At 47.9% G+C, this 12,917-nt stretch carries 14 protein-coding genes; 8 read left to right on the forward strand and 6 right to left on the reverse strand.

Annotated features, from left to right (window positions below):
• Window positions 1-2 precede the first annotated feature (2 nt).
• On the reverse strand, window positions 3-1,667 hold the full coding sequence (locus MHI54_RS09560) for a sensor histidine kinase (RefSeq protein ID WP_340081357.1): 1,665 nt from the start codon (window positions 1,665-1,667) through the stop codon (window positions 3-5).
• Between the two features lie 316 nt (window positions 1,668-1,983).
• Here MHI54_RS09560 and kduI point away from each other — a divergent pair, with 316 nt between their 5' ends.
• The 4 genes from kduI to MHI54_RS09580 all read left to right on the forward strand — a co-directional run bounded on the left by kduI (window position 1,984) and on the right by MHI54_RS09580 (window position 5,836).
• The gene (kduI, locus tag MHI54_RS09565; RefSeq protein ID WP_340081358.1) at window positions 1,984-2,814 is read left to right on the forward strand and encodes a 5-dehydro-4-deoxy-D-glucuronate isomerase; all 831 of its coding nucleotides are present in this window, start codon (window positions 1,984-1,986) and stop codon (window positions 2,812-2,814) included.
• Window positions 2,815-2,826: 12 nt separating this feature from the next.
• On the forward strand, window positions 2,827-3,603 hold the full coding sequence (gene kduD, locus MHI54_RS09570; protein WP_095216987.1) for a 2-dehydro-3-deoxy-D-gluconate 5-dehydrogenase KduD: 777 nt from the start codon (window positions 2,827-2,829) through the stop codon (window positions 3,601-3,603).
• Window positions 3,604-3,816: 213 nt separating this feature from the next.
• Window positions 3,817-4,827, forward strand: a complete 1,011-nt coding sequence (gene kdgT / locus MHI54_RS09575) for a 2-keto-3-deoxygluconate transporter (RefSeq protein WP_095216986.1) — start codon at window positions 3,817-3,819, stop codon at window positions 4,825-4,827.
• 58 nt (window positions 4,828-4,885) lie between these two features.
• Window positions 4,886-5,836 carry a sugar kinase gene (locus MHI54_RS09580; RefSeq protein ID WP_095216985.1) on the forward strand — a complete coding sequence of 317 codons (951 nt, stop codon included), beginning with the start codon at window positions 4,886-4,888 and terminating at the stop codon, window positions 5,834-5,836.
• Window positions 5,837-5,868: 32 nt separating this feature from the next.
• On the opposite strand, the gene MHI54_RS09585 is transcribed toward MHI54_RS09580, so the two are convergent.
• The gene (locus MHI54_RS09585; protein WP_095216984.1) at window positions 5,869-6,630 is read right to left on the reverse strand and encodes an IclR family transcriptional regulator; all 762 of its coding nucleotides are present in this window, start codon (window positions 6,628-6,630) and stop codon (window positions 5,869-5,871) included.
• A 97-nt stretch (window positions 6,631-6,727) separates the two neighbouring features.
• Between MHI54_RS09585 and MHI54_RS09590 the strand changes: the two genes are divergently transcribed.
• Window positions 6,728-7,387, forward strand: a complete 660-nt coding sequence (locus tag MHI54_RS09590; RefSeq protein WP_095216983.1) for a bifunctional 4-hydroxy-2-oxoglutarate aldolase/2-dehydro-3-deoxy-phosphogluconate aldolase — start codon at window positions 6,728-6,730, stop codon at window positions 7,385-7,387.
• Between the two features lie 56 nt (window positions 7,388-7,443).
• Window positions 7,444-7,662 carry a hypothetical protein gene (locus MHI54_RS09595; protein WP_095216982.1) on the forward strand — a complete coding sequence of 73 codons (219 nt, stop codon included), beginning with the start codon at window positions 7,444-7,446 and terminating at the stop codon, window positions 7,660-7,662.
• Between the two features lie 63 nt (window positions 7,663-7,725).
• Here MHI54_RS09595 and MHI54_RS09600 read toward each other — a convergent pair whose 3' ends face one another.
• A complete protein-coding gene (locus MHI54_RS09600) occupies window positions 7,726-8,775 on the reverse strand; it encodes a hypothetical protein (RefSeq protein WP_340081360.1) in 1,050 nt (349 codons plus the stop codon).
• Between the two features lie 376 nt (window positions 8,776-9,151).
• Entirely contained in the window at window positions 9,152-9,646 is a 495-nt protein-coding gene (thiW, locus tag MHI54_RS09605) for an energy coupling factor transporter S component ThiW (RefSeq protein ID WP_340081361.1), read from the reverse strand.
• A 201-nt stretch (window positions 9,647-9,847) separates the two neighbouring features.
• On the opposite strand from thiW, the gene MHI54_RS09610 reads away from it, so the two are divergent.
• Window positions 9,848-10,321: a hypothetical protein gene (locus tag MHI54_RS09610; RefSeq protein WP_340081362.1), complete on the forward strand. Its 474-nt coding sequence runs from the start codon at window positions 9,848-9,850 to the stop codon at window positions 10,319-10,321.
• A gap of 287 nt (window positions 10,322-10,608) precedes the next feature.
• Here MHI54_RS09610 and MHI54_RS09615 read toward each other — a convergent pair whose 3' ends face one another.
• The gene (locus tag MHI54_RS09615) at window positions 10,609-11,052 is read right to left on the reverse strand and encodes a MarR family transcriptional regulator (protein WP_095217004.1); all 444 of its coding nucleotides are present in this window, start codon (window positions 11,050-11,052) and stop codon (window positions 10,609-10,611) included.
• Window positions 11,053-11,080: 28 nt separating this feature from the next.
• Complete coding sequence (locus MHI54_RS09620) at window positions 11,081-12,292, reverse strand: MFS transporter (RefSeq protein ID WP_340081363.1); 1,212 nt, start codon at window positions 12,290-12,292, stop codon at window positions 11,081-11,083.
• Between the two features lie 111 nt (window positions 12,293-12,403).
• On the opposite strand from MHI54_RS09620, the gene MHI54_RS09625 reads away from it, so the two are divergent.
• Window positions 12,404-12,721 (forward strand): NUDIX hydrolase, encoded by a 318-nt coding sequence (locus tag MHI54_RS09625; RefSeq protein WP_233135145.1) that lies wholly within the window; start codon window positions 12,404-12,406, stop codon window positions 12,719-12,721.
• Window positions 12,722-12,917 lie beyond the last annotated feature (196 nt).

Here is a 12,917-nt window from a genome sequence, read left to right on the forward strand (position 1 = left end):
GTTCATTTCCCTTCCTTTACTGGTATATCAAAGTAGATCTCGGTACCGGGATCCAGCAGATTGATAGTCAGGCCTTTGCCGTAGATCAGACGGACACGCTGATGTACATTTGCCAGCCCGATATTCTTCACACTCGCTTCATCCCGATATAATTTGTCAACGATTTCCGGATCGATGCCGGCACCTGTATCCCTGATGATGATACGGATAAAATCACCCTTGTCCTTGACGGAGAGATAGACAGCGCCTTGCCACTTACGTTTCCGTACGCCATGATGGATGGCATTCTCCACCAGCGGCTGCAGAAGAAGGCTTGGTACTTTTATCTGCACGGGATCGATATCATACACGATTTGCAGTTTATCACCGAAACGGGATTTTTCGATTTCCACGTAATCCCTCACCTGTTTCAGTTCCTCTTCGATAGCGATCATTTCATCATGGAGCTCTAAGTTATAGCGCAGATAGCCGGATAGGTTGTGGATCAGCTCCCGTGCCCGGTTCGGATCCCGCCGCGTTGTAGAGGCTATCGCATTCAGAGAGTTAAAAAGGAAGTGCGGGTTGATTTTCGACTGGAGGGCCTTCAGTTCGGCTTTATTGGCAGTCTCTTTGATTTGCTCGATCCGGGAGATTTCCATCAGATTCGAAATGATTTGTGCCAGCCCTATCCCAAGTGTCTGCAGGGAATCGGTGATACGGTTTTTCTTCTCATAATAAATTTTCAATGCACCTGTGACTTCATCGCCTTCCTTAAAAGGAACGATCAGCAAGCAGTGCATCTGCGGCAGGTGATGATCATCCACTTCATTCCGGATGACAATTTGCCCGCTGGACAAGGCTTGCTTTGTCATATCGCTGACGATGGATGTAGTATCCCGATAGCGCTCCTCCCCCAGACCATAGTAAGCCACAACGGTTTTGGTATCTGTTATGGCCACTGCATCCGCCCCGATTTCTTCCTTGATGATCTGGCAGATACGCTGTAAGGAAGCAGGCGTGATGGAGCGGAAATAAGGAAGCGTCTTATTGGCAATATCCAAAGCAAGTTTCGCTTGGGCAGCAGCAATCTGCTTCTTTTCTCCTTCGATATTATGTACCAGCAGGATGAGCAAGCCAATGCTGATTTCACCGACCATCATGGGAACGGCAATCTGTTCGACGATGGAAATCCCCTGTGACCTTGGCTCCCCGAGTGCGATGATCAAAAGCATGGTCAATGCCTGACTCGATACGCCTGCAGTGATACCTACGTACCACCAACGATGCTTTTTGACCCTTTGGTTGATGAAACCAGAGGCGAAACCGGCGGTTACGCTGGTAATCAAGCAAGGCAAGGAAGTGATGCCGTCGATGTCGATCAAATAACGGTGGAGGCCGGAGATAATCCCCGTGATGATGCCTACCCATGGTCCGAATAATATCCCGCCTGACAGGATGGCCACGGTCCTGATATTGACAAGGGAGCCTTCCACTTCAATACCGGAATATGTCCCGAAAATGGCAAAGCTGCAAAAGACGACCGTCAGTACAGTGAGTTCACGGACTGAATGGTTTTCCTTCTGAAGAATTTCCTTGAAGCCTTTGATTTTGGTCAAGAAGAACAGGATGATCAATAGCAAGGCAGCACGCTCAAATATCGATATGATCATTTCCAATGTTGAATGCATAGGTGTAATCCCTTTCATATGTATTGCTATTAGTTTATCAGAAATTTCGACTGGAAGGGAGTGGATGTGGTAATGATTGGAGAGAAGAATAATAGATTCATTTGGTTGAAAATCCGGTATGGAAATAATATGTCATAATGTATAAATAGGCTGGATTTATCTGTATGAAAGCGCTATAATTAGTATAATGAAACACTGTTCCATAATACGGAACATTAATCTGGCATCACGTTTGATGCCGTTATTTCTGAGTGTCAATGTAAGGGGTTACACCGGACTTTGGAAGGTCAGTGAAAAAAGTAAGGAGATGATGGAAGTGGAACTGCGATACGCAACTCATCCAGCTCATGCGAAGACATTCACTACGGAGGAATTGCGCAATCACTATTTGATTGAGGAGCTTTTTGTATCCGGGGAAGTAAAGCTGGTGTACAGCATGGAAGACAGGACAATTATTGGCGGTATCCAGCCAGGCGGCAGTGCCGTTGCTTTGGAAGGTTATGATGAAATCAAGGCAGATTACTTCCTGGAAAGGCGGGAAGTCGGCATTTTCAATATCGGCGGCGAGGGTACGATCACAGTCGATGGTGAAGTATATGAGATGGCAAACAAGGATTGCCTGTATATCGGCAAAGGAAAACAAGAATTGCTTTTCGCAAGCAATGAGGAAGCAAATCCAGCTAAGTTTTATCTATTTTCTGCCCCTGCACATACCTCTTATCCAACCAAGCATGCATCCTTCCGAGATATTCCGGGAGATGCCATGGGTGCAAAAGAAAGTGCGAATGAGCGTGTCATCCGCCGTATCATTCATCTTGAAGGCATCCAGAGCTGTCAAATTGCCATGGGTATCACGATTCTCGAAAGCGGCAGTGTCTGGAACAGCATGCCGACCCATACCCACAATCGCAGGATGGAGGCATATCTGTATATCGATTTGGATGAGGACGCAAGTATGTTCCATTTGATGGGCGAACCGAATGAAACGCGTCATCTTGTCATGAAGAATGAGCAAGCTGTCATATCACCGCCTTGGTCCATCCATTGCGGCAGTGCTACAAGCAATTATGCATTCATTTGGGCAATGGCTGGTGAAAACAAAACATACACCGACATGGATCAGGTGTCGATGGATGAGCTTCGCTAGAGGGGGATGAATATGAGTTTGACGGACTTTTCGATGGATTACTTTAGTTTGACTGGCAAAGTGGCGATCGTGACAGGGGGCAGCAAGGGGCTTGGTCAAGGTTATGCAGTTGCTTTGGCAAAGGCAGGTGCGGATGTTTTCGTCGTCACCCACAGAGATGATTGGGGGGAAACGAAGGCGCTGATGGAAGCAGCAGGGGGCAAGGTGCATTTTCATCAGGCTGATCTGACTGATAGAGAGCAAGTGAAACAAGTTGTGCCGAGCTGTGTGGATGTGTTCGGAAAGGTCGATATTCTCGTCAATAATGCCGGAACGATCATCCGGACGCCGCTGCTGGAGTACAGGGAAGAAGATTGGGATAAGGTGATGGACGTCAACCTGCATGCTGTTTATCTGCTGGGACAGGAAGCAGCGAAAGCGATGGCAGAACAAGGCGGCGGGAAGATCATCAATGTCGCATCCATGCTGTCGTTCCAAGGGGGTAAATTCGTACCGTCTTACACTGCCAGCAAGCATGCGGTAGCAGGATTGACCAAAGCCTTCGCCAATGAACTGGGAGCATATAATATCCAGACAAATGCGATTGCGCCGGGATACGTGGCGACTGCGAATACTGCGCCGATACGTGCTGATGAAAAAAGGAATGCGGAAATTCTGTCCCGTATACCAAGCGGGCGCTGGGCAGATCCGTCCGATTTGATGGGAGTGGTCGTATTCCTGGCAAGCCGTGCGTCCGATTATATGAATGGCCATGTCCTGGCAGTGGATGGGGGCTGGCTCGCGAGATAAGCAGGGTGGAAGTTTGCGTCGGGGCAGTTTGACGGGAAAGAGAGATTGAGAGGACTGGGAAGGTGACCAAAGATCTGGAGAATCTTTGTGTATGCCACCCTCTCATTCCAATGATCTGGCCGATCATTATAAAAATAGCATATCACCCTATGTGATTCAAATATCTCAATTTCTTTTGCTCGATTACCTATAAGGAAAGGTAAGGGATGCAAAATGAAAATAATGAAAACGATGGAGAGAATTCCTGGCGGGCTCATGCTCGTACCGTTATTTTTAGGGGCAATCATCAATACCTTCGCACCGAATTCGGCGGAATATTTCGGGTCATTCACAGGCGGACTCATGACTGGTACCATTCCGATCCTTGCTGTGTGGTTCTTCTGTATGGGAGCAGGCATCCAGCTGAAATCGACGGGTACGATCCTGCGAAAGTCCGGAACGCTCGTCATCACTAAAATTGCCGTTGCATGGATCGTAGCTATCATTGCAGCTCAGTTTCTGCCTGAAGGTGGTATTCAGACAGGTTTGTTTGCCGGTTTTTCCGTCCTGACTCTTGTTGCGGCCATGGATATGACGAATGGCGGGCTTTATGCATCGATCATGCAGCAGTATGGATCAAAAGAGGAAGCCGGGGCATTCGTACTCATGTCCTTGGAATCCGGTCCGCTTATGACGATGATCATCCTTGGTTCCACAGGCCTTGCTGCGTTTGAACCGCAAGTTTTCGTCGGTGCGGTACTGCCATTCCTGGTCGGCTTCCTGCTTGGGAACCTGGATGGTGATCTGCGTGCTTTCTTCAGCAGGGCAACACAGACAATGATTCCTTTCTTCGGTTTTGCACTGGGTAACTCGATTGATTTGGGGGTCATTCTGGACACTGGGCTTGCTGGTATCATCCTTGGTGTACTCGTTATCGTCGTGACTGGTATTCCGCTTATGCTTGCAGATAAGTATATCGGCGGCGGAAATGGAACCGCCGGTATCGCAGCTTCCAGTACGGCAGGAGCGGCAGTTGCCAATCCGATGATCATCGCGACCATGATTCCGGAATTCATGCCGGTAGCAGAAGCGGCTACTGCGCTGGTTGCGGCATCCGTGGTTGTCACTTCGATCCTCGTTCCGATCATAACGGCTTATTGGGCGCAATATATGAAAAAGAAGGAAAAACGGAACTCGGATGATACGGCTATCGATCCGAACAATATCAACTCAAATACTGTATAAAAACAAATGGAGAGGCATATACAGTATGTCTCTCTTTGCATAAAGGAGACGTTGACAGATGAGCAGGATTCTAACGATTGGGGAGCCGATGGCGCTATTCGTGGCGGAACAGGAAGGCTTACTGGATGATGCGGAACGCTTTTCGCGTTTCATTGCCGGGGCGGAAGTTAATTTTTCCATCGGGATGGCGCGTCTTGGACATCAGGTGACGTATATCACGAAGCTGGGCTTGGATCCTTTCGGCAGGAACATTCATAAATTTTTACGGAAAAATAAGATCGATACCTCCTTTATCGCCTATGAGCCCGAATTTGTGACGGGGATGCAATGGAAGCAGAAAGTGAAAAGCGGCGATCCGGAGGTATTCTCGGCAAGGAAGAATTCCGCGGCTTCACATATGGATAAAAAGCTGATCAAAAAAATAAAATGGGCTGATTATGACCTTCTCCATCTTACAGGTATCCCGCCTGCTTTGTCGGATGGCTGCCGGGAGCTTGTTTTTCAGATGATGAAGGAGGCGAAGGAAAATGGGCTGCAAGTATCATTCGATCCGAATCTTCGGCCGGGATTGTGGCCGGATAAGCAGGAAATGGCACGGGTCATCAATGATCTTGCCGGCCAAGCTGATATCATCTTCCCGGGCGCAGCAGAAGGAAGACAATTGACTGGCAAGAACGATGTGCTCGATATTGCCGCGTATTACCATGAAGCTGGAGTGCCGACCGTTGTATTGAAGCTTGGGGAGGAAGGTGCCTTCACAAGCTGTATGGATGGTATGCAATTCTATACAGAAGGCTTCCCGGTCGAAGAAGTCGTCGATACGGTCGGTGCAGGAGATGGCTTTGCGGTCGGTGTTGTGAGCGGATTGCTGGAAGGATTGAAGCTTTCGGACAGCATTGCAAGGGGAGCTGCCATTGGTGCACTGGCAGTCATGTCACCTGGGGATAATGACGGTCTGCCAAATCGGGATGAGCTGCTGCGATTCATGAAACGGGAGCCGATCGGATAAAAAAGGGCCTTCCATCTGGAAGGCCTTCTCCTCTAACCGGTATAGCCCAATGCGCGGGATATTTCCTCGCTGCAGGCTCTTACCTTCTGTATCAATTCGGCATTCACCCGGTCTGTTGTCACTCGGTTGCTTGGTCCTGAGATGCTGAAGCTAGCCACGATCCGGTGCTCATGGCTGTAAATCGGAGCGGCTATACAGCGGATGCCTTCTTCATTTTCAATATCATCGAGTGCATACCCTTGTTGACGGACTCTGTCCACTTCGGTGTACAGCTCTTCCTTCGAAGCAATCGTGCGTGGTGTACGCGGTATGAAGGCAATTGAATCAGCTATTTCCGCCAGCCTGCTTTCCGGCATGCCTGATAAGAGTATTTTTCCGACAGCTGTACAGTACATGGGAGCTCTGTTCCCGATCCGGGAATACATGCGGATCGTCTGGTTGCTTTCGAGCTTATCGATGTAGACGATTTCACCTTTATCCTCGATGCATAAATGCACCGTCTCATTCACATCTGCACAAAGCTGTTTCAGATATGGCTTGGCTATATTGACGATATTGTTATTATTCAAGACGCTGCGCGCAACGTAAAGAGTTTGCAACCCAACTTTATAATTGTCCGATTCCGGATCTTTGGCAACGTAATTCATGTCCACAAGCGTTGCCAGCAGCCGGTGAGTCGTACTTTTTGACAGATCTACCAGCTTGGTCAGCTTCGCAATCGGCAAACCATCTGGGTGATCGGAAAGCGTATTCAAAATAGTTAGCGCTCGTTCAAGTGATTGCACATTAGACATAGATTTTACTCCGTTTCCATTGCGTTCATTGCTTACTTCTATGATACGGGAACGGCTGGTATTTGTAAATTTCAGTATACAAATGGAGGGGAAACAAATGAGAAAAGCTGAGGTTCTGGCTAAGCTGACTGATCAAGGTATCGTAGCTGTCGTTCGTGCCGATTCGGCAGAAGAGGCAATCCGGATTTCAGATGCTTGTATAGAAGGCGGTATTACAGGGATTGAGGTGACGTTTACCGTCAAGGACGCAGACCAGGTTATCAAGCGGCTTGCCGATTTATATAAAGAGAACACAGATGTAGTGGTCGGAGCCGGAACAGTGCTTGATAGTACGACAGCTCGTCTGGCCATACTTGCCGGTGCCAGTTTCATCGTCAGTCCGACGTTCGATGCCGACACTGCCAAACTGTGTAATCTTTATCAAGTCCCTTATTTGCCGGGGTGTATGACGATCGGGGAGATAAAACAGGCCATGGAAGCAGGGGCAGACATCATCAAGCTCTTCCCGGGAAGTGTGTTTGGACCGGATTTCATCAAAGCGGTCAAAGCTCCGCTTCCGCAGGCGAATATCATGCCGACCGGCGGGGTGGACTTGGAGAATATCGGAAATTGGCTGAAAAATGGTGCAGCTGCTGTCGGGGTCGGCGGCAATCTTGTGGCACCTGCCGCTACAGGTGACTATGCTAAGATCACGTCCATCGCTCAGCAATATGTAGAAAAAGTAATGGAAGCAAGAGTGCAGCGTGTGAACATTTGAACATGAGTCAAGCCCCCTGGGACATAAACTGAACACGGAGGAAGGGGGCCTGCTTCATGTCAGCGACTAAGCGGGGAATTGTGATTGTAGTCGTGAAGGCGACAGCCATTTACTCGTTCGTCATGATAGATATTGCCGCTGGGACAGGTTTGTATGTGACTGCGAAGCTTTTGGGGGCGGGAATGATTGTTGCTTCCCTCTGCAGCATGGCCGGTGTCGAAGGTCTGAAGAGAGGACCTGCATTCGTCCGTGATCTGACAGGAAGGGGACGCTAGGAAATGGTATGGTGATCAGGGATTTTGACATAATACAAAGGAATGCAGGAGCTGCATTCCTTATTATTTTGCGGCAGCATCTTCATTAAGCCGCATATTTCCGACGGTAAAATAAAAAGGTGCAGGAAACGGCGGCTTTTTCCCTCTCTTGATTCGGGCGCCAGCTTCATTAAGCCAGTAGATGGATTTATTGATAGCCGAGAAGAATACAACCAGCTCTCCGTTATCATCAACACAAAGACAGGAGCCGAATATGCCGTTCTGGTACCAGGCTTCGCCATTGTCTGCTTTAAGGACCAGCTTCGGCTCTTCCGACCAATCGGCTCTTGTAAAGCTGGCTGTTTTGCTTTTGAACAACCAGAGATCTTGCGGTTTATATGTCTCTTCACCGAAGGCGTTGCCGCAGCGGCTGACGAGTAAGTAGTACATATCATGAATCCGTTTCGGCCTTGCGTGCGTGAAAGCATCCTCCCGGGTGAAAAACAAGCGGGGCTTCGACCAGTTGTCCAAGCCGTTTTCGCTTTCGGACGCATACACCTCATGCATCGGAATATCTCCTTTGGCCGGTTCGTGTGGCGTAGCTGCAAACCACATCTTCCATTTCCCTTCATCATAGATCACTTTAGGGGCAAGTACACTGTCATTTCGGACGGTCCCTACCATCACGGGCTTTGGATGACGGAACCATCTGCCATGCCTCATTTCCAGACAGCCGATGGAATAAGGAGATTCATTTCCTGCGACATTGCTGGCACTCCGACCCGTGTAGTAAATACGGCGCACATAATCTCCATTTACCTTCCCTTCCGCATAACAAGGTTCACGCAGTCCATACCGATCCCAGGCGGCTTCCTTTGGCTGGGGAAGCAAAGGCTTCGCTTTGTGCGGTTTTCCCGGGTAAGTCGTAATCCGCCAGGCATTGGCTGTCAGCGGAGCTCCTTTTGGTAGGCTGGCGCTGAATAGATTATTTTTGAGATTGCGCTGGAAGCCCCCAAAGAACATCCACCATTGGTCATCTATTTTCTGTACACTCGGGTCGCCCAATCCTAGCAAATTACGGATCGGTTTGTACCCGTCCAGCATGGAATATAATAGATTCGGTTTTGCATCCATCCTTACCACCTCACTAGTCAGCAGTATGGACGGATGAAGCATCAAACATACCAGGCAGCAAAGTCTTGTAAAACAGAAACGCCGTCATCACGCTTTTTGCTCCAGCCATGATCCTTCCGATGATTTTTGATCGATAAAGTCTAAAACAATTTGCAATTGAGTCAGTTGATTTCTTTGTGCTGAAGCATGTCTGCATTAACTCAGGATGCTCATATATGGCTTGTTTCGGCAATACATAGGTAGAGTTTCGATTAATCTGAGCTGCATCCAGCTTTTTTCATACAAAGATCGTTTGCATCCCTTCCATGTCCGTCGGCAAAAAAGAGCGATGCCATGGACAATTGATTTCGGGAAGTGATCTTTGAAAAAGGGCCACTTAGGATCCTGATTTATGCTTGTTCTGTTTAGGCGTTTTAACCCGTCGGATAATGAGCCAGCCAAGTAAGGCACCCGTAATGGAACTGGCGAGGAAACCCGGAACAAATGCAAATGCGCCGGTTTTTTGTCCCATAAGTAAATTAGCAATCGGAACGGATAGCAGGGAACCCAGCACGCCGGTGCCGATCATCTCGCCAATCGCCGCTGCACCCTTCCGGCGGAAGAGGCGATAAAACAACCCGGCAAACAAAGCACCTATCATCCCTCCCGGAAAAGCCAGCAAACTCCCAAGCCCCAGCATATTGCGAACAAGCCCGATAAGGAAGGCGACAACTACAGCAGGCCCAGGACCAAGCAGAACAGCAGCAATGACATTCACTGCGTGCTGTACAGGAAAAGCACGGGCAGCCCCTGTTGGGAACCAGATGAATTGTGCACCGAGCACGCCGATTGCAGCGAGGATGGCCATGAGGGTCAGTTTTTTGGTTTTCAATTCTATCCACCTCGTTATTTCTAAAAAGTACTGCTGTCATTATAAATTTAATTACAGGTTTCTGGAAGAGATGTATATATACGAGGGGGATTTGTGCAGGGAGGGATGTATGGCATATTTACCAATTGCCATTCCAAGAGTTCCTCTTACAGTGGCAATAACATATGCTGACAGCAGCGAATATATCTGGAGGTGCAAAAATTGACTCCTTTGAATAATGGAGACGGATGCAGCGGCAGAGGAACATACTATCCAAATATGTTCAATGCCAATGCAACAGGAGCAACAGGCGTTACCGGCCCAACCGGTCCGACAGGGGAACAGGGTGTAGGGCTGCAAGGGGTCGTACCATTCAATGCTGCAGCTGCCCCTTCCTATCCAGTTTGGCAGATTGTCACATATAACGGCAGTCTTTATATATCGAATGTGGCATCCCCCAGCGGGATTCCAGACAGCTCCCCTGACTATACAATGTTAGCAGCTGCAGGAGCTACAGGCATACCAGGTCCGATTGGGCCTACCGGTGCAACGGGTGCGACGGGAATTGGATTAGGCGGTGTACTGCCATTCGATCCAGCAGCAGCGCCATTTTATACAGCGGATCAAGTGGTCGGTTATGGCGGCGGTTTGTACATCAGTGAAGTGGCATCTCCTGTTGGAATACCAGGAACTTAGCCAGACTATAGCACGCTTTTGGCTGGGATAACTGGAGCCATGGGGGTAACAGGGAATACTGGTGCAATAGGAGTCGGATTGACTGGAGTGGTAGCGTTTGATGCTCAGCCACACCTTTTTATGAAGGTAATGTGATCGTAAACTTAACTGCCGGGAATACAGATGCTTTGCAGCTATTTGGTTTAGCGGGCACTGCCATACTGAACGGCGGGCGGTTCCATCGGAGCATCCCTTACCGTCACCCGCTTAAGCTAAAAAAAAAGAGGTGCCCCAACTCGGCGGCACCTCTATTTCTTTTGTTTTCGTATGACATCATTAATCCGCATCATGGTCTCTGTCATTTGATGCAATTCTTCAAGGTCGATTTTGGAATAATATTTATCGATGAGTATCTCGTCCAATTGTTTGAGGCTTTCCATATACTCTCGTCCTTTGGTTCCGAGAGCCAGAAAGTATTCCCGCTTATTCGTGGGATTGGCTTGCTTCGTAATCATTTCTCTTTTCTCCAATTTGGATAGCACTTGGCTTACAGCACTTTTGGAGATGCCGAAATCTGCTGCGATATCATTGGCGGTGGTTTGGTCGTTCTTCTGGATATAAGACAGCATGTATTCCTGTTGGACGGTCAAATCCAGCTCATCTAGTTTCTTGGTTTCTTGAGAGATCAGGATGCCGAACTCCTCATATGCTTCATTCATTCTTCGGATGACTTCCTTATATGAATGGTCCATGTTCATCGTTCCTTCCAAAACTGCTTCTTTATTGCATATTACGCCATTTCTTAGCTTTTGCAAATACCAAGACTGCCATAAGCAATCCGGTTCCGGCGAATGCGGCAAGCAGAATCCTTGCCGAGAGGCCGATGGACATCAAAGAACTGAACAAAGTTTGGGAGATTGGATCGAATGCCGTGGAAGCCAAAAATACAATACTCATGACCCGTCCCATCATTGCGGGGTCCGTTTTTTCCTGAATGATGACATCGGTCGGGATGTACGTAATGAAGCCGAAGAATCCGATCATTGCTGCAACAGGAATCAGCCAATGCAAACTTGGAATCTGACTGAAGATCCCAAGAGATAAAACGCTGACAATCAGGAACAAGAGCACTAGTCTTCCGCGATTCTTTTTTAGTGTGAAGAAAAGCAGGAAGATAGTGGCTGCTAGGGAGCCGACAGAGAAACCAGCCTCTAAAAAGCTAAGATCCAGAGCGCTGCCGCCCAGCTCTTCCGCAAGTATTGGCAAGCTCAGGAACATCGGGCCGAATACAAAGAAATTCACAATGATGATGATGCTGATGGCAGATATATAGATGGAAGAAGAACGCAAGTAACGATAGCCTTCTTTGAACTCCGTCATAAAAGACGTAGTTTCTTTGTATTTATCTGGCTTGGCATCCTTGATAAATGCAGGGAATACGAAGCATGCGCCTATGACCGTAGCAGCAATGCTGACCGCAAAAGTAGCACTGAAATCATAATAGTGCAGGATGGCGCCTGCAGCAATCGGGCCGATCAAATATAACAGTTCCTGGGAACTGTGAATGAGTGTATTGGCAGGTTGCAGCTCTTTTTGGGTCACAATGCTGGGAATCAAGGACGAAAGAGCAGGAAAGAAAAATCCATCCAAGCAGCCGATGAAAAATGAAACAACCAGCAATAACGCAATCGTCAGGGAATCGTGAGCAAGCCCCCAAAGCAGGACACCGATCAACAGACCCTGCAGCAATTGGGTGCTGAACAGGATCTTTGATTTCTGGATGCGATCAGCGAGTACACCGCCAATTATCATCGTGATCATACGCGGTATGGAAGCAGCCGCCATGACCAATCCGAGGTATTGGGGATGATGTAAAACATCGACGACGTACCAGGATACGGTGATCATATACATGGAAAAACTCAAAACCGAGAAAAGTTCTGAGAAAAGCAGACAGCTGAATTGTTTATTTGTGAATAATGCCTTCATCATAAACACCTCATAAATTAAGTTAACTAAACTAAACTATATATACTTCTTTACTTATTGTCAACAGAGTACTATTTGTTTGGTATATACTGGATGAAAATGAAGGGAGTACAAGTGGCCTACGCATTGATCCATCATGAAGAAACAAAGGAAGTACTTATGGTTCATAACAAAAAGAACGGCAGCTGGACATTGCCGGGAGGCTTAGTCGAGCAAGGTGAGTCGCTTGCCGAAGCTGCGGTGCGGGAGGCGAAGGAAGAAACTGGGCTGGTCGTAGAAGTAACCACCATCCTTGCAGTGAAAGAGGCAAAGCTGCAAGCCAGGGATGAGCATGCTATCTTTGTGACATTCAATGCCAGGCCGATCAGTGAAGAAATTCGGATACAGGATACGGAAAAAATAGCTGAGGATGTATGGATATCTTGTGCATGAAGATGAAATGAGTTTTGGTTTCCTCCTCATCATGGGCGGATTTAATCATTGACATCCCATAAAGCAGTGATCGCAGCAAATGAGCGAAACGGAAAGCCGGCATCTTTTGGCCGTCTTATTTGTTTATATCCAGATTCGGACACATAAAGTTAACAGAATAATACTACATATACATTTTTGTGTTTGAGTTATATCC

It is taken from the genome of Terribacillus sp. FSL K6-0262 (assembly GCF_037977385.1).
In the GTDB taxonomy this organism is placed as follows: Bacteria; Bacillota; Bacilli; order Bacillales; family Amphibacillaceae; genus Terribacillus.